We start from the raw sequence: 24,477 nt of genomic DNA on the forward strand, positions 1-24,477 counted from the left end.
GTGTCCATAATTGAATTTGTGGGCACAACTGCTGTGCCAAAATTCGATCATGGATGGGGGCGATTCCTACGTCCAGACGGTGCTGGCTTTACGCTTACGGAGAAAAAGAAGATCGAAAACGCTGTCGGAGCTTTCGTCGCCAGGCGCCGGCCGCCCGTCCACATTCGAAAAGAAGTTGATCTTGATTTTAGAATTGCCGGGCAGAGCATAGAAATTTTTGAGATTCGCCCTGTTTGGCAAGGGCACGGAGAAACGCACGAAATTCCAATCGCGAAAGCGACGTTCGTCAGAACACGGGGCGTTTGGCAGTTGTATTGGCAGCGCAGAGACTTGAAGTGGCACAGTTATGAGCCGTTGCCGTCTGTGCGATCAATTGAAGACGTCATCGCCGAGATTGACGCTGATCCATATGCCTGCTTCTGGGGGTAATTCAGTATCACGTCATTGTGCCTGCCAGGCTGTGTTCGGCCAGAAGCCGTCGTTCGGCAAGAACTAGAATCGCCGGAGTACGGCATTCGCGCTATCTTTTCTTGAGGCTCGGTCTATTCTGCGCTAAATCGCGATAGTTTAGTCTAAGGAGTGCTAGAAATGCAGGGGCTCCCCGGTTCTGTAGACCGAATTCGACCCCGCAAAGAAACCTATGGACTGGTTTAGCCTTTCGCCCCCCCAGGGCTAGACTGCGTTAGACAGCTCGATTTCGCCTTTAGACTGTCTGGACTGCCGCTCGTGATGCCGCATTCTGCATGTGCTCGCTCGTATCCAGTAATCGTTTCCGGGAAACCGCAACCAGACGAAGCGCCAGGCGTTGCGACCCTTTGCATGCCGGTTCGCAAATTGCGACGGCGTCATCTTTGCGCCGTCGTCGGTTACGATCTGATCACCCGCGACTTTGGCAAACTCAATTGTGTTGTAATAGCTGGTTCGCAGAACAGTTCCTTCAGGGAGGAAAACATTTTTCCATTGGAAGCCGCGCATTGCTTGGCCTCGCTCCCGCAACGAGAGGCGTTCCATTTCTACTGCGAGCCAACGATTCACGAGGTCAGTGACAAAGGCGTCCGGTTTGACGCCTGGACGCGTGTCCATCAGGAAGAACTCCAGTTGAAGAAAATCGGTCACGGGTAGGTAGACAGCTTGCTTCGCTTCGTAAGTCATGATTCAGTCCTCTCGAAAATGGTCTAAACGTTGGATCGCGGAACGGAAAAATGGTTCCTTTTAGACTTTGGCTTCGAAAAATTGGATTGAAATGGACTTAGCCCGGAAATCCTTGGGCCGTTTTAGACATCTGGCTCCGACGCTTATCCTGAATTAGACCCGAACGGTTCCGATTAGGCCGAATTGGACTCAGGGCAGTTAAAGGATACCTAAGGTATGTCCTGCCTCGCATTGCGAACGTGCACGAGAAGCGGAGGCGCGGCAACGAAAGCGAAGGCCCGCTAAGGGGCGGAAGCTGCCTCCAGACTGGCAGCCTCCGTCACGTCAAGCCTGAGCTTCTGTTTTTAAAGGTTCGGTGCCAGCCAGCGCTCAAGCTGGTCTTTCGCCACGTCACGCCGCGCAGCCATGTCCAGCAGCTGGTCCTCGTTGATCTTCCCGACGGTGAAGTACTTCGATTCCGGGTGCGCGAAGTAGAAGCCACTCACCGCAGCCCCCGGGAACATCGCAAACGACTCCGTCAGCTCCATCCCGATCTCATTCGCGTTCAGCACGCGGAACACATCCGCTTTCACGGTATGTTCAGGGCAAGCCGGATAGCCGGGTGCGGGGCGAATGCCCTTGTACTCTTCCTTGATCAACTGCTCATTCGACAGCGCTTCCTGGGCGGCATAGCCCCACAGGTCCTTACGTACCCGCTCGTGCAGGTATTCGGCGAAAGCCTCCGCCAAACGGTCAGCCAGCGCCTTCAGCATGATCGAGGAATAGTCGTCATGCGCATCTTCAAAGCGCTTTTCATACTTCTCGATGCCCAGCCCCGCGGTTACCGCAAACATGCCGATGTAATCCTGTTTGCCTGAGTCCTTGGGAGCGATAAAGTCGGAGAGGCACTGGTTCGGACGCTGCACGCCATCGATCACCGGCTTCAGGCCCTGCTGGCGCAGGCCGTAATAAGTGAACGCCACTTCCGAGCGCGACTCGTCGGTGTAGACCTCGATATCGTCGTGGTTGACCGTATTTGCAGGCAGCAGCGCAATCACGCCATTGGCGGTGAGCCAGCGGCCTTCGATAATCTTCTTCAGCAGCGCCTTGCCTTCCTCGAAGACCTTGGAAGCTGCCTCGCCCACCACTTCATCGGTCAGGATGGCTGGAAAGGGGCCGGCCAGGTCCCAGGTCTGGAAGAACGGTCCCCAGTCGATGTACTCGGCGATGGCTGCCAGGTCCACATTCTTGAACACGCGGCGGCCAACGAATTTCGGACGCACCGGTGCAAACTCCAGCTTTGCCTTGTTGGCGCGCGCCGCTTCCAGCGAGACGGTAGGCAGCGCCTTCTTGTTAGCGTGTTGCTCGCGGATACGGGCGTAGTCGTGATCCAGTTCTTGCACGAACTTGCCGCGCTGTTCGTCGGTCAGCAGCGATTGCGCCACCGATACCGAACGCGATGCATCCGGCACGTACACCACCGGACCTTCGTAGTTGTGCGCGATCTTCACCGCGGTGTGGGCGCGGCTGGTGGTGGCGCCGCCGATCAGCAGCGGGATCTTCATCATGCGGAAGTGCTCGTCGCGCTGCATCTCTTTTGCGACGTGCGCCATTTCTTCCAGCGAGGGCGTGATCAGGCCGGACAGGCCGATGATGTCGGCGTTTTCCAGCTTCGCGCGGGCCAGGATCTCGGAGGCCGGCACCATCACGCCCATGTTCACAACTTCAAAGTTATTACACTGCAGTACCACGGACACGATGTTCTTGCCGATGTCGTGCACGTCGCCCTTCACGGTGGCGATTACGATCTTGCCCTTCGGTTTGGCCACGATGCCGGTGCGCGCTTCTTCCGCCTTTTTTTCTTCCTCGATGTAAGGAATCAGGTGGGCCACAGCTTGTTTCATCACGCGCGCCGACTTCACCACCTGCGGCAGGAACATCTTGCCCTGGCCGAACAGGTCGCCGACGATATTCATGCCGTCCATCAGCGGGCCTTCGATCACATTGATCGGACGGCCGCCGCTGTTGAACACCTGCTGGCGCATTTCTTCGGTGTCGTCGGTGATGAACTGGGTGATGCCGTGCACCAGCGCGTGCGCCAGGCGCTTCTCGACCGGTGCATTGCGCCATTCCAGGTTCGCCGCTTCCTGCTTGGCGCCGCCTTTCAGCGTTGCCGCGAACTCGATCATGCGCTCGGTGGCGTCGTCGCGGCGGTTCAGCACCACGTCCTCTACGCGTTCACGCAGCTCGGCCGGCAGGTCGTCGTACACGCCAACCATGCCGGCGTTGACGATACCCATGGTCATGCCGGCCTTGATGGCGTGGTACAGGAACACGGTGTGGATTGCTTCGCGCGCCGGGTCGTTGCCGCGGAAGGAGAACGACACGTTCGACACACCGCCGGAAATCTTTGCATGCGGCAGGTTGTTCTTGATCCAGCGCGTGGCTTCGATGAAGTCGACGGCGTAATTGTTGTGCTCTTCGATACCGGTGGCGATGGCGAAGATGTTCGGGTCGAAGATGATGTCTTCCGGCGGGAAGCCGACTTTCTCGGTCAGCACCTTGTAGGCGCGCTCGCAGATTTCAATCTTGCGCGCGAAAGTGTCGGCCTGGCCGGTTTCATCGAAGGCCATCACGATCACTGCAGCGCCGTAGCGGCGGCACAGCTTTGCCTGGCGGATGAATTCCTCTTCGCCTTCCTTCATGGAGATCGAGTTCACCACGGCCTTGCCCTGCACGCACTTCAGGCCCGCCTCGATGACCGACCACTTGGAGGAATCGATCATGATCGGCACGCGCGAGATGTCCGGCTCGGAAGCGATCAGGTTCAGGAAGCGGGTCATGGCGGCCTGGGAGTCCAGCATCGCCTCGTCCATGTTGATGTCGATCACCTGCGCACCGTTTTCCACCTGCTGGCGGGCGACGGACAGCGCCTCGTCGTACTGCTCGTTCAGGATCATGCGCGCGAAGGCTTTCGAGCCGGTCACGTTGGTACGCTCGCCGACGTTGACGAACAGCGAGTCGTCGTCGATGGTGAACGGCTCCAGGCCGGACAGGCGCTGCGCCACCGGCACATGCGGCAGCTTGCGCGGCGTAGCGGACGACAGCAGCTCGGCGACAGCGGCAATGTGGTCAGGCGTGGTGCCGCAGCAGCCGCCGGCCACGTTGATGAAGCCCGCGTCGGCGAACTCGCGCAGCAGGCGTGAAGTATCGTCCGGCAGCTCGTCGAAGCCGGTGTCGCTCATCGGGTTAGGCAGGCCGGCGTTGGGGTAGATGCAGACGAAGGTGTCGGCGATCTGCGACAGCTCTTCGGCATAAGGACGCATCAGTGTCGCACCGAGCGCGCAGTTCAGGCCAATGGTCAGCGGCCTGGCGTGGCGCACCGAGTTCCAGAAGGCCGGTACGGTCTGCCCGGACAGGATGCGGCCGGAGGCGTCGGTCACGGTGCCCGAGATCATCAGCGGCAGGCGTTCGATTTCAGGGCGCTCGTCGAAATACTGGTCGATTGCGAACAGCGCGGCTTTGCAGTTCAGGGTATCAAAGATGGTCTCGACCAGCAGCACGTCGGAGCCGCCGTCCACCAGGCCGCGCACCTGCTCGTAGTAGGCGGCAACCAGCTGATCGAAGGTGACATTGCGGGCGGCAGGGTCGTTCACGTCCGGCGAAATCGAAGCGGTCTTCGGGGTCGGGCCGAGGGCGCCGCAGACGAAGCGCGGCTTGTCGGCGGTGGAATACTTGGCGGTGGCCGCCTTGGCCAGCCTGGCTGCTTGCACGTTCATTTCATAGGCCAGGTGGGCCATGAAATAGTCGTCCTGCGCGATCGACGTTGCACCGAAGGTATTGGTTTCGATCAGGTCCGCGCCGGCTGCCAGGTAGCGCTCGTGGATCTCCTGGATGACGTGGGGCTGGGTCAGCGTCAGCAGCTCGTTATTGCCTTTGACGAACAGCTCGCGGTGGCCACTACCTTCCGGTGCGGCGAAATCGGCGAAGCGCTCGCCGCGATATGCCTTTTCGTCCAGCTTGTATTGCTGGATGATGGTGCCCATCGCGCCATCCAGGAACATGATGCGCTTCGCAAGGATGTCGCGCAGCTGGGCTTCGGTCTTGGAGGTTGGACGGGTCGTGTTAGTCATTTTGATATCGCGGATTGGGCAACGTGGACCTGAAATTATACGGCAAAGCAGCATTTTCCCCCGGCCACCGCCCCCGCCAGCCGATACAAATTCGGCATTTGCTTATTCGAAATGTCCACTTTGGGGTCAGGAACAACAGTGGACATTTAGCCGGCGGAAACGTCGACTTGCAGCGCTCAGCCAACGGCTTACTTGCACTTGCCGCGCAATTTGGCGATACCGACGAAGGGCAGGCCGAGCACGCCGCTGAGAGGGATGAAGAGTAGGACCGGCGGCTGGCGTTTCAGGCCTTCGGAATGCAGGCAGTCCGGTACTTCGGCCTCCTTGAACGCGAGGTCGAGGCGCCGGGCCTGCTCGCCGCCCGAAAAGTCGGCGGCGCCAGGTTGTGCGCCTGGCCCCGGGACATCCGCCGCCGCTTCGCGTACCGCCTGCTGTACTGCCGGATCGTCAAAGCGCGCCAGCGACACCGCAGGTTTTGCTAAGCAGGGCAGGCAAGCAAGCAAGTCAGCAAAAGAATGCGGCGCATAGGACCTTAGTGGATTGCATTTCTGGTAATTCTAGCGCGACTTGTGCTGGATTCGCACAAATCATGTGTTGCCAGACTGCTACCAATGCTCGGACGCCCGGCCTAAGATGGCTCCATCAACCAACCACTTTGAAGGAGCCTCAAAATGCCTATCCTGAACATCACCGTCAGCGGCACCCCGGAACAAGTGCCAGCCAAAAAAGTCACCAGCATCCTGATGAAGCACACCGGCGAAATCCTGCACAAGGCGCCGGCCCTTACCGCCATCGCCGTGCATTACACGCCGCGCGAGCAGTGGTTTGTCGGCGGCGAGTCGCTGGCGGATCTGGGCAAGGCGAGCTTCTTCTTCGACATCAAGGTGACCGACGAGACCAACACCGCCAACGAAAAGTCAGCTTATATCGCGGCGGTTTATAAGGACTTGCAGGAGCTGCTCGGCGAGCTGCACGAAGTGAGTTACATCCACATCGACGATGCGCGTCCGGCAGCTTGGGGCTGGGGCGGTCTTACGCAGCAATTCCGCGCGGTTCAGAAGATGTTGATGTAAACGCTGGCCGCGTAGTCGACAAAGGCGCGCACCTTGGGCGACAGGTGGCGGTTCTGAGGATAGAGGGCGTACAGCTCGCGCGGTTTGGGCGTGTAGCCGGGCAGGACTTCCACCAGGGCGCCGCTCTCCAGTTCTCCGCGCACGATGAAGGCGGCGGCGTTGGCAATGCCGACTCCCGCCACTGCCGCAGCTTTCAGGGCGACGTTGGTGTTGGCTTGCAGCGAACCGCGCACGGCGACTGAATGTTCCGAGCCGTCAGTGCCGGCCAGCGTCCATTCATTGGCGCGTGCCGCGGCCGTATAGACCAGGCAGTTGTGCTGCGCCAGGTCATCCGGCACGGCCGGTGCGCCGTGCGTGTGCAGGTAGTCGGGACTGGCCACCAGCAGCACCTTGCTGGTGGCGAGCCGGCGTGCGACCAGCGTTGAATCGGGCAGCTCGCGCGCCAGGCGCAGGGCGACATCAACGCCGTCCTCGATCAAATCCACCATGCGGTCGTTGCAGACCAGGTCGACTTGCAGTCCTGGATGGCGCGACATGAATCCCGGCAGCCATTGCGCCACCTCGATAGTGCCGAACGCCATCGGCGCGTTGATGCGCAGGGTGCCGGTCGGCTCTGCCTGGTGGCGGCCGACGTTGCGGTCGGCGTCGTCCAGCAGGTCCAGTACTTCGCGGATGGATTCGATGTAATCGCGGCCGGCATCGGTCAGTGCGAAGCGGCGCGTGGTGCGGTTCAGGAGCTGGGCGCCGAGGTGTTCCTCGAGCTGGCGCACCTGGCGCGAAACAATGGTGTGGGAAATGCCGAGGGCATCGGCGGCAGCGGTGAAGCTGCCCAGTTCAACTACGCGGCGGAGCGCGCGCAGCGCCGCGAGTTGGTCCATTTACTGGAAACGCTGCCCGTCAAGCGGGAAGCCTTTGATGAATTCAGCGGCAGGCAGGCGTTTGCCGCCAGGTTTCTGCAACTGCGTCAGGCGCAGCGCACCTTCGCCGCAAGCGACGATGATGCCGTGCTGCGCGTCGGCGGCAATCACCTGGCCAGGGGCTGCGCTGCTGCCTTCTTCCAGCACTTCAGCGCCCCACAGTTTGATGACCGTGCCATCCACCTCGCCATGGGCGCCGGGGAACGGATTGAAGGCGCGGATCTTGCGGCTGATCTCGCGCGCAGGCTGGGTGAAGTCCAGCGCCGCTTCTTCTTTCAGGATCTTGTTGGCGTAGGTGACGCCTTGCTCCGGCTGCGGCACGGCTTCGACCACGCCGTTTTCCATCTTGCGCAGCACTTTGACCATCATCTGGGCGCCCATGGCGGCCAGCTTGTCGTGCAGGGTGGCAGTGGTGTCCTGCGGCGTGATCGGCGTGCGTTCGATCAGCAGCATCGGGCCGGTGTCCAGGCCTTCTTCCATTTCCATGATGGTGACGCCGGTCTCCGCATCGCCCGATTCGATCGCGCGGTGGATCGGGGCGGCGCCACGCCAGCGCGGCAGCAGGGAGCCGTGGATATTCAGGCAAGGCTTGATGTCGAGGGTGGCGCGCGGCAGGATCAGGCCGTAGGCGGCCACCACCATCACGTCGTAATCGGTGGCCAGCAGGCGTTCGTGGGCGGCTTTTGCTTCCGCCGCGCGCTGCGGGTCCTTGGCGTCCAGGCGTAAAGAAAGCGGCTGCAGCACTTCGATGCCGTGCTTGACGGCGTACTGCTTGACCGCCGACGGCTGCAACTGCATGCCGCGGCCGGCCGGGCGGTCGGGCTGGGTCAGTACCAGGGGAATCTCGAAACCTGCTTCGTGCAGGGCCTGGAGGGCAACGGCCGCAAATTCAGGCGTGCCCGCGAAGATCACTTTCATGCTTCCCCCGTTGGTATCAGTAACGGCGACCTGCGGCGCGCAGCGCTTCTTCGCGCTGGACGCCACGTTCTTCTTTTTGCAGTTTGGTCTTGATACGATTGCGTTTCAAGGGGGACAGGTATTCAACGAATACTTTGCCTTTCAGGTGGTCCATTTCGTGCTGGATGCAAACCGCCAGGAGGCCGTCGGCATCGACCTCGAACGGTTCGCCCTTGACGTTGTATGCGCGCACCTTGACTGCGGACGGGCGCTCGACGCCGTCGTAGATGCCCGGCACGGAGAGGCAGCCCTCGTCATAGACCTGCTTTTCTTCGCTCGACCACAGGATTTCCGGGTTGATGAAGGCGGTCAGGCCGGTTTTGTCTTCGGTTACGTCAATGATGACAACTTGCTCATGCACATCCACCTGGGTGGCGGCCAGCCCGATGCCGGGTGCGTCGTACATGGTTTCTGCCATGTCTTCCACCAATTTGGCCAGGCGCTCGTCGAACACGGCGACGGGTTGCGCAACTTTGTGCAGGCGAGGGTCTGGGTAGCGGAGAATATTCAGTTTCACAGGAGAATCTTATTTAAACGATAATGATTGTGCGGTAAACGGCGCATATAATGCGTGCACGATTGCTTCTGTGACACGAATTCCTTGCTTGATCCGGGTAATATGGGCAGAATTTGATTTCAGTGAGGCAAGCCTTTGTGGCCTTCCGTCATTGCCGCACCTAACGGATATACCAATGAAAAATTTTAGCACAAGCAGCAGCCGCCTGTTGGCCGCAGCCCTGTTTTGCGGTGTGACGGCCGTTCCGGCCCACGCCAAGACCATCGTCTGTGAATTCAAGCCGAACGCACCGGATAGCCATACCGTTGTAAAGGGCGATACCCTGTGGGGTATCTCCGGAACCTTCCTCGACAAGCCTTGGTGCTGGCCGCAGGTTTGGGGAATGAATAAAGAAGAAATCGCCAATCCGCACTGGATCTATCCAGGGCAGATTGTCTGGTTCGACCGTGAGGCCGGCCGCCTGCGCCTTGGTACCAAGGTTGGCGGCGACGGCACCACCGGCGACATGCGCCTTGGTCCGCAATTGCGGACCGAAGGCCTGGGCAAGGACGCCGTCCAGTCGATCCCGTCCGGCGTAATCGAGCCGTTCCTGACGCAACCCCTGATCATCGAAGAAGATGAACTCAAAAATGCACCGCGCATCATTGCGACGCGCGGCGCCCGCGTGTTCATCGGCAAGGACGACAAAGCCTATGTCCGCGGCGACCTGAAAGGCAGCACCTCGTTCCAGGTGTTCCGTCCAGGCAAACCGCTGAAAGATCCGGTGACCAAGAAGGTCGTGGCGCTGGAAGCGTTCTACCTCGGCACCCTGAAGCTGGAAGCCGTCGCGGAAGCAGGCAGCGACGTGCATACCTTCATCGTCGCCAGCGCCAAGGAAGAAATGGGCAAGGGCGACTTGCTGATGGCAATGCCGCCGATGCCGATGCAGAACTATGTGCCGCATCCGCCGGATGTTGAAGTCAATGCCAACGTGCTGGCTGTGTACGGCGGTGTCACGCACGCCGGCCAGAACCAGGTTGTCAGCATTAATCGCGGAAAGCTTGACGGACTCGATGTCGGCTCCGTGCTGCAGCTATACCATAAGGGTGAAGTGGTGAGCGATCCGGGCGCATCGAAAGGCGCGCTCAATCTGCGCAACCCGACGGTCAAGCTGCCGGATGAACGAGTGGGCAGCTTGTTTATCTTCCGTGTGTTCAAGCATGTCTCGTACGGCTTGATCATGCAGGTGACTGAACCAATCGTTGTGGGGGATGTCGCCAAGACAGCGGAGTAAATCCCATGGCCGTGCAAGTCACGGACTCCCCAAACCCCGCCCGCCAGGACTTCGAGCGCCTGGCGATGTGGCTGCGCCTGGCGAATTCGCCGGGCGTCGGCCGCCACGGAGCCTTCAAGCTGCTCCAGCATTACCACTCTCCCGAAGCAGTCTTCACCGCCGCCAATGCCCGCCTCGCTGCGCCACCCGCGCAGGATGATGCCGCGCCGCTGCCTTTGCGCATGCTGTCGCACGCCGATGCCGGCATCGCGCGTCCGGAGCAGCGGCGAGCCAGGACCGGCGATGGCGAAGATGAAATCTCGCTGCAAGCCGCACACTGCCTCGCCGGCCCCATGCCGCCGCGGATACACGCGATGGCGCATGCCACCCTGGAATGGGCTGCGCAGGACGGCAATCACCTGGTCTTGTTTGGCGACCGGGAATATCCGCCAACCTTGCAGCACATCGCCGATCCGCCGCTGCTTTTATATGCGAAAGGCGAGCTGGCCCTGCTCCAGCGCGAGGCTGTGGCGGTAGTGGGCGCTCGCAACGCTACCACCCAGGGCAAGTCCAATGCGCGCCAGTTCGCGCAGGTGCTGAGCGAGGCCGGCATGCCGGTCGTGTCCGGCCTGGCGCTCGGCATCGACGCCGCCGCGCATGAAGGCGGCCTGGAAGGCACGGGCGGCACCGTGGCCGTCATCGGCACCGGCATCGACCGCATTTATCCGCGCCGCAACGCCGCCCTGGCGCGCCGCATCGCGGAGGAGGGCTGCCTGGTCAGCGAATTTGTGCTGGGCACAGCGGCGCATCCGGAACATTTCCCGATCCGCAACCGCATCATTGCCGGCATGACCCGCGCCACGCTGGTGATCGAAGCGGCCGCGCGTTCCGGCTCGCTGATTACCGCGCACGCGGCAATTACAGCCGGCCGCGAAGTCTTCGTGCTGCCCGGTTCCGTGCTGTCGCCGCAATCGGTCGGCTGCCATGCACTAATAAGAGAGGGCGCGCGCCTGGTCGCAACGCCGGACCACTTGCTGGAAGACCTTGGCCTGGCGCCGCGTGACGCCGCGCCGGTGCAAATGGAGCAGGCCGCCGGCTGGCTGCTGGCCGCCCTCGGCCATGATCCGGTCGGCGCCGATGAGCTTGCAACAAGGTTGCAACTTGCGCCAAGTGACATGCAGGCAAGCTTGCTTGCCCTGGAGCTTGCGGGTGTGGTGGAAAGGCTGCCGGGCGGCGCTTTCCAGCGCCTGAAAGGCCCTTGAGCCGCCGTTATGCTTGTGCCCGCCTCACAGATCCTGCTAAAGTAGCGCCATGTTTGACATCCTGGTTTACCTGTACGAGACCTATTACCGCCCTGATGCCTGCCCTGAACCCGCGGCATTGGCAAAGAAACTCTCCGCAGTCGGTTTTGACGATGTAGAGATTTCCGAGGCGCTGGTCTGGCTGAATGACCTCGCCGCCATGGCTGGCGTCGAGCAGTCGCTGACGGCCGCATCTTCTGGCACGCGCTTTTACGTGCGCCAGGAGCTGGACGTACTGGGCGCCGCAGCCGTCGGTTTTATCCAGTTTCTGGAAAGCGCCGGCCTGCTGTCCCCGTTGCAACGTGAAATCGTCATCGAACGCGCCCTGGCGCTGGACGAGGCGCCGGTGTCGCTGGGCAAGCTGAAGATCATTGTGCTGATGCTGCTGTGGAGCCAGGGCAAGGAACCGGACGCCCTGATGTTCGACGACCTGTTTGGCGCCGAAGAAGACCAGGCGCCACGTCTGTTGCACTGAGCACACTCTTGCCAGCGTTGCCCTACGCCGGCCAATTCCGTAATAATATTCGCAGCGTAGTGATGCTTTGGATGCATCACTTGGCATCGCTTACTTTCTAATGTTGTATGATGCGCGCTGCCGCATCCACCGACGAGAACTATAAATATGAGTAAAGCCCTCATCATCGCTGAGAAACCTTCTGTCGCGAACGACATCGCGAAAGCCCTTGGCGGCTTCAGCAAGCACGATGAGTATTTCGAATCCGACGACTACGTGCTGTCTTCCGCAGTGGGTCACCTGCTGGAAATCGCCGTGCCGGAAGAACACGACGTCAAGCGCGGCAAATGGACCTTCACCCATTTGCCGATGATCCCGCCGTACTTTGCGCTGAACCCGATCGCCAAGACGGAATCGCGCCTCAAGGTGCTGAACAAGCTGATCAAGCGCAAGGACGTCACCACCCTGATTAACGCATGCGACGCGGGCCGCGAAGGTGAGCTGATCTTCCGCCTGATTGCGCAGAATGCGAAAGCCAAGCAACCGGTCAAGCGCCTGTGGCTGCAGTCGATGACGCCGAACGCGATCCGCGACGGCTTCACCCACCTGCGCAGCGACGATGAAATGCTGCCGCTGGCCGATGCCGCGCGCTGCCGCTCGGAAGCGGACTGGCTGATCGGCATCAACGGCACCCGCGCCATGACTGCCTTCAACTCGAAAGAGGGCGGCTTCTACCTGACCACCGTAGGCCGCGTGCAGACGCCGACCCTGTCGATCGTGGTCGAGCGCGAAGAGAAGATCAAGAGTTTCGTCTCGCGCGACTACTGGGAAGTGCGCGCCGAGTTCGTGTGCGCCGCCGGCATCTATGAAGGGCGCTGGCTGGACACCAGCTTCAAGAAGGACGAAAACGATCCGGAGAAGCGTGCCGAACGCCTGTGGAGCAAGACCGCCGCCGATACGATCGCGCTGGCGTGCAAGGGCAAGCAAGGCAATGTGAGCGAGGAGTCGAAGCCGACCACCTCGATGTCGCCTGGCCTGTTCGACCTGACCTCGCTGCAGCGTGAAGCCAACTCGCGCTTCGGCTTCTCGGCCAAGAACACCCTGGGCCTGGCGCAGGCGTTGTACGAGAAGCACAAGGTGCTGACTTACCCTCGTACCGATTCGCGCCACCTGCCGGAAGATTACCTGCCAACCGTCAAGGACACGCTGGAAGTCCTGAAGGAAAGCAACAACTACAACCAGTTCGCCAAGCAGATCCTGGACAAGGGCTGGGTCAAGCCGAACAAGCGCATCTTCGACAACACGAAGATCAGCGACCACTTCGCGATCATCCCGACCGGCATCGTGCCGAAGAACCTGAGCGAGCCGGAACAGAAACTGTACGACCTGGTCACCCGCCGCTTCATGGCGGTGTTCTTCCCGGCCGCGGAATTCCTGGTCACCACCCGCTTCACCGAAGTAGCCGGCCACCAGTTCAAGACCGAAGGCAAGGTGATGACCAACCCGGGCTGGCTGGCGATCTACGGCAAGGATGCTGCCGGCGACGATGAGAAGGAAGGCGGAGGCGGCAACCTGGTGCCGGTGGCGAAGGGCGAGAAAGTCCTGACCGAGAAAGTCATGGCGAACGGCCTGGTCACCAAACCGCCAGCACGCTATACCGAAGCGACGCTGCTGTCGGCAATGGAAGGCGCCGGCAAGCTGGTCGACTCCGACGAGCTGCGCGATGCCATGGCCGGCAAGGGCCTGGGGACTCCGGCTACCCGCGCGGCCATCATTGAGGGCCTGCTGGGCGAGAAATACCTGCTGCGAGAAGGCCGCGAGATGATGCCGACCGCGAAAGCGTTCCAGCTCATGACGCTGCTGCGCGGCCTGGGCGTGAGCGAACTGACCGCGCCGGAACTGACCGGCGAGTGGGAATACAAGCTGTCGCAGATGGAGAAGGGCAAGATCTCGCGTGAAGAATTCATGCGCGAAATCGCCCAGATGACCCAGATCATCGTCAAGCGCGCCAAGGAATACGACAACGACACCATTCCGGGCGATTACGCGACGCTGCAGACGCCGTGCCCGAACTGCGCTGGCGTGGTCAAGGAAAATTACCGCCGCTTCGCCTGCACCAAGTGCGAATTCTCGATGACCAAGGTGCCTGGCGGCCGCCAGTTCGAAATCGAGGAAGTGGAACAACTGCTGCGCGACCGTACCATCGGCCCGCTGCAAGGGTTCCGCTCCAAGATGGGCCGTCCGTTCGCAGCCATCCTGCGCATCGTGAAGGATGAAGAGATCAAGAACTTCAAGCTGGAGTTCGACTTCGGCCAGAACGATGAGGAAGGCGAAGACGGCGAAGGCGTCGACTTCACCGGCCAGACGTCGCTCGGCCCTTGCCCGAAATGCGCCGGCGGCGTGTACGAGATGGGCCTGGCGTATACCTGCGAAAACCAGGTAGCCAAGCCAAAGACTTGCGACTTCCGTTCCAGCCGCATCATCCTGCAACAGGAGATCCTGCCGGAGCAGATGGCCAAGCTGCTCAACGAAGGCAAGACCGACCTGCTGCCGGGCTTTATCTCGCAGCGTACCCGTCGGCCGTTCAAGGCCTTCCTGGTACGCGGCAAAGACGGCAAGATCAGCTTTGAGTTCGAAGAGCGCAAGGCCAAGCCGGGCGCCGCCAAGAAATCGGCGGCGAAAGGCGACGGCGCGGAAGGCGCGTCCGAGGCAGCACCGGCAGCCAAACCGGCAGCCAAGCCAGCCGCCAAGAAAGCAGCCGCGAAAAAGGCACCAGCCAAAAAAGCTGCAGCCAAAAAGCCGGCAGCGAAAAAGGCAGCCGCCAAGAAAACCGCGGCAGCGGAATAAACCAACGGGACCCGCGCGGTCCCGTTTTACTTTGTTCGAATACATGAAGAAATCCCGCTGGGCGGCGATTGCTGCCACTATGGTTGTAGCCGGTGCATCGCAGGCCGCCGTCGAGCGTATCGAGATCACGGAGCGCGTGCCGTTCGCGCCGGGCGTCAAGTTCGGCGAGGCCGGCGAGTATGAAAAGCTGCGCGGCATCGCTTACTTCTCGCTCAATCCCAAGGCCACCGCGAACCTGCCCATCGTCGACCTGAAGCGCGCCCCGCGCGACAAGCGCGGCATGGTGCGCTTTTCCAGCGAGTTCGTGCTGCTGCGGCCTGTGAGCGGCAAGACCGGTACGCTGGTGTATGACGTGAACAACCGCGGCAGCATCGTGGTGCTGGGCCAGCTCAATGGCAGGGCCCCAAAGAACAACGACCCGACGACTGCGGAAGATGCCGGCGACGGCTTCATGATGCGGCACGGCTTCAGCATGCTGTTCTCGGCCTGGACCTGGGACGTGGCGCCATCGCCCGCCGGCGTGCGGCCGCTGGTCTTCAAGGCGCCCGTGGTGAAAGGCCCGCGCGGCATGTCGGCCAATGAGTTCATCGTCGACGCGACTGCAGAAGTGGCAAGCTACGCCGGCCTGCGCGGCATCGGCTACGAGCCTGCCACACCGAACGACCCGGAAGCCGTGCTGACGGAGCGCACGCGCCAGGGCGAGATCCGCCGTCCCATCGAGCGTAGCCGCTGGGAATTCGTGGCGCCGGAACAGCCGGGCGGTCCGGGCCGCATCAAGCTGCAAGGCGGTTTCCAGCCCGGCACGATTTACGAGGTGCGCTATGAGGCGAAAGACCCGCGCGTGACCGGCGCCGGCCTGGCCGGTATCCGTGACTTGCTGGCGTACTTCCGCGAGAACCAGGTCGAAGGCGCTTCGCTGCCCAAGACGGTGCTGATGTTCGGCTATAGCCAGTCGGCACGCCTGATCGGCCGCATGCTGCATGACGGCCTGAATCTGGATGAGCAAGGCCGCATGGTATTCGACGGCGCCTTGCTCGAGGTGCCGGGTGCCGGCGGGTCGGGCGGCTTCAACAGCCGCTTCGTGCAGGTCACGCGCCATCCGTCGATGCTGGAAGAACATGACTACCCGAGCGACGCCTTCCCGTTCACCAGCACGCCGACGCGCGATCCGGTCACCGGCCGCGTGGCTTCCACGCTGGACCACGCGAAGGACAAGCATGGACGGGTACCGAAGCTCCTGATCGCCAATACCTCGGCAGAATACTGGAATCGTGGCGCATCGCTGCTGACCACCGCACCCGATGGCGTGGGAGACGCCGCCCCGGCTGCCAACGTGCGTGTGTATGGCCTGATGGGCGCCCAGCACTACGTGGGCCGTTCGCACACCCGCGCGCCGTTCACCGCCTGCGTTTCCACCACCAACTACTACCTGTCGTTGCGCGCCCTGATGCTGGCGCTGGACGGCTGGACCAGCAAAGGCACGCCGCCGCCCGCCAGCGCCTATCCGCGCCTGGAAGACGGCACCCTGGTTTCGGTGGAGTCGTACCGCAAAGCCTTCCCCGCAGTGCCGGGCCTGACCCCGCCGGAGCAGAACCTGCACGAGCCGCGCCTTGACCATGGAGCGCGCTTCCTGTCGCAAGGCATTGCCGACCTTGTGCCGGCCGCGCAGAAGATGGCGTTTGAGACCCGCGTCCCGGCGCCTGATGCCGACGGCAACGACCGCGGCGGCGTACGATTGGTGGAGCTGCAGGCGCCGCTCGGCACCCACACCGGTTGGAACCTGCGCGCACCGGAGACCGGCTTCGCCTGGGCAACCTCGCGCTACGACGGCAGCTTTGTCCCGTTCGCCCGTACCGAAGCAGAGCGCAAGGCAGCCAACGATCCGCGCCCAAGCCTGCAGGCGCGCTACGCCAACCGCGACGCCTTCATCGCCGCGACCCGCGCCGCCGCCGCGCGCCAGGTTGCCGCGCGCCTGCTGCTGCAGGAAGATGTCGAGCGCAGCGTCACCGAACGAGCCGGCCTGTACGACCGCATCATGGCCCGCGACCCGGCCGACCAAAGCTGCAACTACCTGTATCCGAACCAATGAAGAAGCTGAAGCTCCCCAATACCTTCGTCCTGCTGTTCATGATCCTGGCGCTGATCGCGCTGGCGACCTGGCTGGTCCCGGGCGGCAAGTACGAGACCCACCTGGTCAACGGCAAGCAACTGGTCGACCCGGACACCTTCCATTACATTGAAAGCAAGCCGCAGGGCCTGGCCGCGCTGCTGATGGCGCCGATCAAGGGCTTTGCGGAGGCTGGGCTGATCATCGGTTTCGTTATGCTGACCGGCGGCGCGTTCAACGTGCTGCACAAGACGCAGGCCATCGATGCCATGATCAAGTCCATCGCCAAGGCGCACTCGCGTTCGAGCCTGGTGCGCGTGGCGCTGATCCCGGTGTTCGTCACGCTGTTCTCGATCGGTGGCGCCACCTTCGGCATGAATGAAGAAGCGATTCCCTTTATCCTGATCTTCGTGCCGCTGGCGCTGGCGTTAGGGTATGACACCATCACCGGCGTATCGATTCCCTTCCTGGGCTCGCAGGTCGGCTTCTGTGCCGCTTTCCTGAATCCTTTCAATGTCGGCATTGCGCAAGGCATTGCCGGCGTGCCGCTGTTTTCCGGCATCGGCTATCGCGTGATCGTCTGGTTCATTGCCACCGCCGTCACGATTGTTTTCCTGATGTGGTACGCCGCGCGCATCAAGCGCCACCCTGAAAAGAGCCCGACCTACCTGCTCGACATCGAAAAGCGCGCCGAAGGCGTGGTCGATTTCGGCGGCTTTGAAGGCATGACTGCGCGCCATCGCCTGGTGCTGTGGGTGTTTGCCGCGTCGCTGGGCGGCATGGTATTCGGCGTGGTGCAATTCGGCTGGTTCATTGAGGAGATCGGTGCGCTGTTCCTGGCCATGACCATCGTGGTGGCGATGATCGGCCGCCTTGATTCCGACGAGGCGGTAGCCGCCTTCGTACAGGGCGCGAAGGACCTGGTCGGCACCGGCCTGGTCATCGCACTGGCCCGCGGCACGATGGTGCTGGCGCGCGACGCGCATATCATCGACACCATGCTGCACGGCCTGATGCCGCTGGTGGCATCGTCTTCGCCGATTTTCTCGGCGCAGAAGATGTTCCTGATCCAGTCGGTGATCAACTTCTTCATCCACTCCGGCAGCGGCCAGGCTGCGCTGACCATGCCGATCATGGCGCCACTGGCCGACCTGGTCGGGGTATCGCGCCAGACGGCGATCCTCGCCTTTCAGTTCGGCGAATTCACCACGCCGATGATTCCGACGTCGGGCATCACGGTGGGCGTGCTGGCGCTGGCACGCGTTCCGTGGCTGACCTGGGCGCGCTGGATGGTGCCGCTGCAGCTGATTTACCTGGTCCTGGCGCTGGTGTTGCTGGTGCCGCCTTGCCTCATGAACTGGTAGGATGGCTGTCATGGAAACCATCAATCACCCACTCGGCGCGCCCTATGGCACGGCGCAATACGAACTGACCAGTTACCACTTCGGTAAGCCGGGCGGCCCCAAGGCGTATATCCAGGCGGCGCTGCATGCCGATGAAGTTCCGGCGATGCTGGTGGCGCAGGAGCTGCGCAAGCGCCTGCAGGCGCTGGACGCGGCCGGCAAGGTGACGGGGGAGGTGATCCTGGTACCGGCAGCCAATCCGATCGGGCTGGCGCAAGTCATCAACGAACGTCCATTCGGGCGCTTTGACCTGAGCAACGGCATCAATTTCAACCGCGGTTACCCGCATTATTGCGAACAGCTGAAAGCGCGGCTCGAAGGCCAGCTGGGCGCCGACGCCGACGCCAACGTGCGTACCATTCGCCGCCACCTGCGCGAACTGGTCGGGCAGTGGCAGCCCACTTCGGACGCCACTACGCTCAAGAAGTCGCTGCTGGCAATGGCGATCGACGCCGACATCGTGCTCGACATGCATTGCGAGAACGAGGGCGAGCTGCACCTGTATGTCGGCACCTCGCTGTGCGAGATCGCACAGCCGCTGGCCAACCTGATGGGCGCCTGCGCTGTGCTGCACACGACGGGCGCCGGCGGCGAGCCATTCGATGAAGCCTGCAGCCGCCTGTGGTGGGACCTGGCTGCCCACTTTGGGCCGGATTACCCGATTCCATCCGCTTGCATGGCGGCGACGGTTGAACTGCGCGGCGAAGTATCGGTCAGCTACGAGCTGGCGGCACGCGATGCGGAAGCCATTGTCGGCTATCTCCACGTGCGCGGGATCGTCGATGCTGGCGATGTCAAAGTGCCGGAGCAGGGATGCGCGCCGACGCCGCTTGAAGGGACGCAGCGCCTGGACGCGCCGCACGCCGGCATGCTGGTCTACCTGAAGGAAGTGGGCGATACGGTGAGCCCCGGCGACGTGATCGCCGACCTGATCGATCCTGTCAGCGGCAAGACCACGCAATTGAAGTCGGAAGTCGACGGCGTGCTGTTCACGCGCTTGGCGCACCGCTACATTATCCGCGGCATGAACGTGGCCAAGATTGCCGGCAACAAGCCGTTCCGCAGCGGCAGCCTGCTGAGCCTTTAAGGGGCTTCGACAATCACGTTTTCGCGTGCCGCCGTCGTGGATGCAATGATCTTCCACGGTCCGCCCGGCGTCTGGCGCCAGATCGTGATCTCGGCAGCCTTGAGCGGCTTGCCCGTGGCGCGGGCGAGGAATTCGCCGCAGGCGATTTCGTACTGAATGCGGCCATCTTCCAGCAGCAGGCGGCTGGCGGTTACCGGACCGCTTGCTTCGCGCCACCAGTCTTCCTGGTAGCTGCCATCCGCGCCTGCTTCGTGCAACGCATCTTCACTGTCAAAGCGCATGAAGCCCGCATCCAGTTCGGGACTGACGAAAGGGTAGGCGATTTCGGGGCGCCACTCGCAGCGCTCGCCCTCCACCACGGTAGTGCCGGCAAAGCCGGTCATGGCCTTGCGGTCGACCGGTATGCGCAGGTCGATATGGAAGTCGGCGGCCTGGAACCACCAGACCGGCGTCACCAGGTCGCTGCTGCCATTGGCGCGCCAGATGCCCTTGCGCCGCCACAGCCCTTCGTATGCCTGCGGCACGCTCATTTCAGGTCTTCGGTTTCGAAGTAGATGGTGCCGCCCAGCGCTGCCATATTGGCTTTCAGCGCCTGTGCCAGGGCGTCATTGCCGGCCGCCTTCATGCCCCATTTGCGCACCTGGACCGATGCGGTCGGCGCACCGGGCGCGGCAGTGTATGACACGATGTGGTCGAAGTCCGGGCGGCTGTCGATTTCCTTGACCAGGAAGCGCTGGGCCCCGCTTCCGATTTGCATGTAACGCGACATGCTGGCGTTACCCGGCTTGTCGTCCAGCTGGCGGAACACCAGCACCTTGTCGATTACTACCTTGGCAGCCTTGTACTGGGTGCTGCCGCCGCGTTCGAAGTGGCCCTGCACCAAGTCGGCCTTGAATTCCTTGCGGGGGGTTTTGGCGTCCGGGGCCAGGGTGCTTAGCTCGAATTTTTCCGGATCGATGGTCCACAGTGCGTCCTTGCCGTCGAGGCGCTGGCGCAAGGCGGCATCGGTAGCCGGGTCGGCGATGTGGACCTGGAGGATAAGCTGGTAGTCGTGCGGCGCGTGGAACATCGGCAGGTGGGAGGCGTACAAGCCTTGCCGCCCGCCGAACAGCGCCATGCCGTGGGTACCGTAGGTCTTGTCCGCAGCGTGCAAGGGCAGCAGCGGCAGGGTGCAAGTTGCCAGGATGGCGCCGGCAAGCGCGCGTCGGATCGGGTTCATCCAGCCATTTTAACCCTTCAGCTCAGCCGGCACTTTGCCGCCGTTTTCCTCCAGCTTGTGCATCACTTGTTTGTGCAGCCAGATGTTCATGGCCGCCGAATCGCCGGTATCGCCGGTGTAGTGCAGTTCCTGCGCCAGTTCCTTGCGCGCCTGCAGGCTGGAGTCGATGTCCAGCAGCTTAAGCAGGTCGACGATCGAGGTGCGCCAGTTCAGCGGCTGGCCTGCCTGGGCGGCTTTCGCATTGAGGATTGCTTCGACGTCGACCGGTTCCGCAGCGGCTGGCGCTGGAGCAGGCTGGGTCGGGATGGGAGCCGGCGTTGCGGCAGGTCCGCTTGGCGCGGTAGAGGGCGCACCAGAGGCCGATGTTGGGGCGGCCTCTTGATGCGACGACGGGAAAATCTTGTGGAAAATCTTGCTTAGGATGCCCATGTTCGCCTCGCTTTCGGTTGGGTGAAAGCTTAACAAGCATGGGCGGGATACAAAGTGCGTTGCCTAACCTTTAGCGCGAGGTGATCTCGACATTCCCCAGGTTGTCGTCCGGCTTGCGGTCGATCAATTTATTGTCCGGATCTATGCCTGCCTTGGCCGGGCGGCCGTTGACGATCACTTTGAAGCTCGACTCATTGCGGTCGACCAGCTTGCGTTCACGCAGCAGGGCATTGCCATCCTTGTCGTCGATGCCGATCTCGATCAGGTCATGCAGCGGGATTTCCTTTTCCGAACCCAGTTCATCGGAGCGTAGCTTGGCGGCGTGCACGGTCAGCGTCACGTCGTACTTGCCGTCGGCGCGTTTCTCGGCGGTGGCGGCAACCAGGCGGTTATCGAACAGCACGATGGAATTGAACAGGTCATCCACCAGGTAGGCCTGCTCCGGCGGAACGATGCGGCGCAAACCGTCCACCAGCACCGACACGCTCGGATACGGATCGCCATGGTAGGAGTATTTGCGCAGCAGTTCCGCCAGCAATTCGTTGACCTTGGCCTCGCCCACGATGTCGGCCAGCAGGTACATCGCCAGGCTGCCCTTGTGGTAATGGATGTAGTCCTGGTCTTCGTTATCAGCCAGCGGCAGCTCCTTCTTGTTTTCCGTGGCGCGGCCGAACAGGTATTTGTTCAGGTCATAGCGCAGGAAGCGGCGCATGCGCTGCGGACCGAAGCTCTTCTTCATCACCATCAGTGCGGAGTATTCGGCCAGGGTTTCGCTCAACACCGTGGCGCCGCGCGTGTTGCCGCCTATGAGCTGGTGCGCCCACCACTGGTGCGCTACTTCGTGTGCTGTGACGTAGGTCGGGTAGTCGATGTCTTTGGGGTTCTTGTCGTCCACCCGGGCGATAAAGCCGACCGCCTCCGAATACGGGATAGTGTTGGGGAACGATTGCGCGTAGCGCTCGTAGCGCGGGAATTCCACGATGCGCACGATCTTGTGCTGGTAAGGGCTGAAATTGCGCGTGTAGTAGTCGAGCGAATCCTTGACGCCTTTGACCATCCGGTCCAGGTTGTATTCGTGGCCCGGCTGGTAGTAGATCTCGATGCCAACGTCCTGCCACCAGTCGTGCTTGACCGCGTAACGCGCCGACTGGAAGGCATAGAAGTTCAGGATCGGCTGCTCCATCTTGTAGTGGAAGTAGCGGCGGCCGTTCTTGCGCCATTCCTTCACCAGGGAGCCCGGCGCCACGGCGGTCTGGTCGCCGGAAGTACCCAGTGTCGCCTCGAAGCCGACCCAATCGGCGTCCGCGCCGATGTAATTGGTGGCCAGGCCTTTCGGGTCGTCGCGCGGCAGCTTGCGTTCCTGCGCCGGCAAGCCGTGCTTCTTGCGATCGCGCGGGTCGGTCAGTTCGGCATGGCGCTGGTAGCCGATATGCGGCAGCACCGTGTTGTTGAAGAAGGTGCCGTTGTTCATCACCGGCGTGGTCTTGCCGAGGTTGAAGATGCCCTTCGGTTCGTAGCTCAAGTCGAAATCCAGCGTGATCTTCTCGCCTGGCTGCAGCGGCTTTTCCAGGCGATAGCTGTAGAAGCCCAGCTCCGTGTCGTTCAGCACGCGGAAAGCCTTGCGGCCGAACTGCAAGGGTTGCAGGTCGGCGTCGGTGTCCTGCTGCACGTAGATAGTGTTGATAGGCAGCTGGGTCTTGTTCTCGAGCTGGTACCAGCCTTTGACTTTCAGCGTGCGCTGTTCGGGATACATGTCCAGGCCGAGGCGCACGTCGGTAATGCGCGGCTGCGCCGCTTCCAGCACCTGCTTGTATTTGCGTTCATAGTCGGCGCGCAGCGAGTCGCGCCCAAACTGGGTCTTGAAGTTGCTGACGCACAGGTTGTAGGTCAGCACACCGCCAGCACCAAGGAACAGCGCCAGACCAAAGCCGAAGGCACCCAGCACCGGCAGCGTCAAGCCGTGGCGCGCCAGGCTGGCGCGCTGGCGCCATTCTTCGTTGGTACCGCGCGGCCAGAACACCACGGTCAGCACCATCAGCATGACGGCGGCGCCGGCCCAGTACAGCTCGAACCAGCGTTCGCGTGCCATGAAGTGGCCGAAGCCGTTCATGTCGGAGTAGGGCAGGGCCGGGGTTACGCCGTACATCAGCAGTGGATGGTCCAGGCCCAGGGTGGCGAAGGCAATGGTCGCCACGTAGTAGACGATCATGACGAAGTAAGCCACGTATTTGTGGTTCACCAGTACCTGGGTGGTAATCGCCAGCACGGCGATCAGGGCGCAGGCAGGGAGCTGCACGGTGAACAGCCATTCGAAGTACAGGCCGGGCTGCAGGTTGAAATAGCCCCGGAACAGCTGGATCGACATGCCGACCAGCATGACGATGAACAGCAGCAGCGCCTGCACACCGATCAGGCCAAACAGCTTGGACAGGATAGGCAGCCAGCTTGGCACCGGCATCGCGTCAAGCATCTGCGACATGCGGTGTTCGCGTTCGCGCCACACCATCTCGCCGGCGTAGAAGGTGGTCACCACCAGCATGAACAGCGAGAAGGTGTTGGTCACCATCTCCAGCACCAGGTAGGTGACCGGGTAGGTGCCGGTGCCGTACATCGAACCCATGTCCAGCGAACCGGCGTACATGGTCAGCACGCCGGCCAGCACGATGACGAAGAAGTAAATGTTCTTGGTTGTTTCGCGCAGGTTCAGGTAGCTGAAGCGCAGCAGCAGCAAGCCAAGGCTGCGCGCCTTGAAATCCGGCTTCTCGCTGGTCGAGGCGGCGGCCTGGGTCAGGTTGGCCGGCAGGTCGCTGTCGGTTCGCGCTGCGGCGCCGCTGTCCACGGTGCTGACGAAGTGGAAGCGCCAGTAGCCAAGCAGCAGTGCCACCAGGGCGAATGAAGACCAGATTGCGCGGTTCAGCAGGAACACGCCTTCCGGCAGGACCAGGCGCACATTGCGTTCGGCGATCGGCCAGTACTCGGTAAGGCGGATCACGGCGGTGGTGCCGAACGGGTCGATCAGCGCGGCCAGCGTCTTGTAGTCCAGGTCGCGCGCCAGGCCCGGCGCCACGATGTAGCCGACCAGCATGACCACGCTGGACACGTAGACCGGCAGCATGCGGCGTGTCAGTGCCGCCAGCACGAAGAAGATGGCGCCGAAGATGAACAGGTTGGGCAGCAGCGACAGCGCGTAGGGCAGCAGGTAATGCAGCAGGTTGAACGGGCCGAGGCGCTCGGGATCGATGCCCGGCACCTGCGTACCGAGCCAGACGCCCAGCGGAATCGAGGCAAACACCACGCACAGCACCAACCAGGCACCAAGGAAGCGGCCCAGCATGTACTGGAATTTGCGGATCGGGGCGGAGAAGAAGAAGTGGTGCGTCTCGTACTCGAAGTCCTGCTGCACCGAGCGCCCCATCATGGCGGCGACGATGATCACGCCCATGCAGCCCAGGAAGGAGGAGGTCAGCATGATCGAGCGCGGCGCGTTGATGAACACGCGGCCGCCAAAGCTGACGATGGCTTCCTTGAACACGCCGCCGGCAGCGGCCATCCACAGGACGGCCAGCAGCAGGAACATGCCGAAGTAGACCCAGGTCGAGAACAGCTTCAGGCGCTGCTTCGCTTCAAAGAGGGCGATGGCGAACATGGCG

Annotated in this window: 19 protein-coding genes; 9 read left to right on the top strand and 10 right to left on the bottom strand. The window is 62.0% G+C overall.

Going from position 1 to position 24,477, the window contains the following annotated elements; genetic code table 11:
* Positions 1-429 (top strand): DUF3024 domain-containing protein (locus ASD07_RS09630; RefSeq protein ID WP_229207111.1); only part of this gene is annotated, 429 nt, incomplete at its 5' end.
* Between the two features lie 243 nt (positions 430-672).
* Here the strand turns inward: ASD07_RS09630 and ASD07_RS09635 are convergent.
* The 3 genes from ASD07_RS09635 to ASD07_RS09645 form a co-directional block, all read right to left on the bottom strand.
* The gene (locus tag ASD07_RS09635) at positions 673-1,152 is read right to left on the bottom strand and encodes a hypothetical protein (RefSeq protein ID WP_055928674.1); all 480 of its coding nucleotides are present in this window, start codon (positions 1,150-1,152) and stop codon (positions 673-675) included.
* A gap of 344 nt (positions 1,153-1,496) precedes the next feature.
* Positions 1,497-5,264, bottom strand: coding sequence for a methionine synthase (gene metH / locus ASD07_RS09640; RefSeq protein WP_055928679.1), 3,768 nt, complete (start codon positions 5,262-5,264; stop codon positions 1,497-1,499).
* Positions 5,265-5,452: 188 nt separating this feature from the next.
* Positions 5,453-5,767, bottom strand: a complete 315-nt coding sequence (locus ASD07_RS09645) for a hypothetical protein (protein ID WP_156397945.1) — start codon at positions 5,765-5,767, stop codon at positions 5,453-5,455.
* 168 nt (positions 5,768-5,935) lie between these two features.
* Here ASD07_RS09645 and ASD07_RS09650 point away from each other — a divergent pair, with 168 nt between their 5' ends.
* The gene (locus ASD07_RS09650; protein ID WP_055928684.1) at positions 5,936-6,337 is read left to right on the top strand and encodes a hypothetical protein; all 402 of its coding nucleotides are present in this window, start codon (positions 5,936-5,938) and stop codon (positions 6,335-6,337) included.
* Here the strand turns inward: ASD07_RS09650 and ASD07_RS09655 are convergent.
* The 3 genes from ASD07_RS09655 to def are packed head-to-tail and all read right to left on the bottom strand — an operon-like array spanning position 6,319 to position 8,728.
* Positions 6,319-7,215, bottom strand: coding sequence for a LysR family transcriptional regulator (locus ASD07_RS09655; protein ID WP_055928686.1), 897 nt, complete (start codon positions 7,213-7,215; stop codon positions 6,319-6,321). The two genes, ASD07_RS09650 and ASD07_RS09655, sit on opposite strands and share 19 nt — an antisense overlap.
* Positions 7,216-8,172, bottom strand: coding sequence for a methionyl-tRNA formyltransferase (gene fmt / locus ASD07_RS09660; protein ID WP_055928815.1), 957 nt, complete (start codon positions 8,170-8,172; stop codon positions 7,216-7,218). It lies immediately after the preceding gene.
* A gap of 16 nt (positions 8,173-8,188) precedes the next feature.
* A complete protein-coding gene (def, locus tag ASD07_RS09665; protein ID WP_055928689.1) occupies positions 8,189-8,728 on the bottom strand; it encodes a peptide deformylase in 540 nt (179 codons plus the stop codon).
* 175 nt (positions 8,729-8,903) lie between these two features.
* On the opposite strand from def, the gene ASD07_RS09670 reads away from it, so the two are divergent.
* The 7 genes from ASD07_RS09670 (at position 8,904) to ASD07_RS09700 (ending at position 19,179) form a co-directional block, all read left to right on the top strand.
* A complete protein-coding gene (locus tag ASD07_RS09670) occupies positions 8,904-10,001 on the top strand; it encodes a LysM peptidoglycan-binding domain-containing protein (RefSeq protein ID WP_055928692.1) in 1,098 nt (365 codons plus the stop codon).
* Positions 10,002-10,006: 5 nt separating this feature from the next.
* Positions 10,007-11,242 carry a DNA-processing protein DprA gene (gene dprA / locus ASD07_RS09675; protein WP_055928695.1) on the top strand — a complete coding sequence of 412 codons (1,236 nt, stop codon included), beginning with the start codon at positions 10,007-10,009 and terminating at the stop codon, positions 11,240-11,242.
* A gap of 49 nt (positions 11,243-11,291) precedes the next feature.
* Positions 11,292-11,756, top strand: a complete 465-nt coding sequence (locus ASD07_RS09680) for a DUF494 family protein (RefSeq protein ID WP_055928698.1) — start codon at positions 11,292-11,294, stop codon at positions 11,754-11,756.
* A 147-nt stretch (positions 11,757-11,903) separates the two neighbouring features.
* Entirely contained in the window at positions 11,904-14,582 is a 2,679-nt protein-coding gene (locus tag ASD07_RS09685) for a DNA topoisomerase III (protein WP_055928701.1), read from the top strand.
* A 43-nt stretch (positions 14,583-14,625) separates the two neighbouring features.
* On the top strand, positions 14,626-16,671 hold the full coding sequence (locus ASD07_RS09690) for an alpha/beta hydrolase domain-containing protein (protein ID WP_156397946.1): 2,046 nt from the start codon (positions 14,626-14,628) through the stop codon (positions 16,669-16,671).
* The gene (locus ASD07_RS09695) at positions 16,668-18,053 is read left to right on the top strand and encodes a YfcC family protein (RefSeq protein WP_055928707.1); all 1,386 of its coding nucleotides are present in this window, start codon (positions 16,668-16,670) and stop codon (positions 18,051-18,053) included. Before ASD07_RS09690 ends, ASD07_RS09695 begins: the two co-directional genes overlap by 4 nt.
* A gap of 10 nt (positions 18,054-18,063) precedes the next feature.
* Positions 18,064-19,179, top strand: coding sequence for a succinylglutamate desuccinylase/aspartoacylase family protein (locus ASD07_RS09700; RefSeq protein WP_055928818.1), 1,116 nt, complete (start codon positions 18,064-18,066; stop codon positions 19,177-19,179).
* Here the strand turns inward: ASD07_RS09700 and ASD07_RS09705 are convergent.
* From ASD07_RS09705 to ASD07_RS09720, 4 genes are all read right to left on the bottom strand, one after another.
* Complete coding sequence (locus tag ASD07_RS09705) at positions 19,176-19,709, bottom strand: hypothetical protein (RefSeq protein WP_055928708.1); 534 nt, start codon at positions 19,707-19,709, stop codon at positions 19,176-19,178. The two genes, ASD07_RS09700 and ASD07_RS09705, sit on opposite strands and share 4 nt — an antisense overlap.
* Positions 19,706-20,398, bottom strand: a complete 693-nt coding sequence (locus ASD07_RS09710) for a hypothetical protein (protein WP_229207112.1) — start codon at positions 20,396-20,398, stop codon at positions 19,706-19,708. Before ASD07_RS09710 ends, ASD07_RS09705 begins: the two co-directional genes overlap by 4 nt.
* 9 nt (positions 20,399-20,407) lie before the next feature.
* Positions 20,408-20,827 (bottom strand): DUF3597 domain-containing protein, encoded by a 420-nt coding sequence (locus ASD07_RS09715; RefSeq protein ID WP_055928711.1) that lies wholly within the window; start codon positions 20,825-20,827, stop codon positions 20,408-20,410.
* A gap of 70 nt (positions 20,828-20,897) precedes the next feature.
* Entirely contained in the window at positions 20,898-24,473 is a 3,576-nt protein-coding gene (locus ASD07_RS09720; RefSeq protein WP_055928713.1) for a M1 family aminopeptidase, read from the bottom strand.
* Between the last annotated feature and the right edge of the window lie 4 nt (positions 24,474-24,477).

The organism is Duganella sp. Root336D2, from assembly GCF_001425005.1.
Lineage (GTDB): Bacteria > Pseudomonadota > Gammaproteobacteria > Burkholderiales > Burkholderiaceae_D > Rugamonas.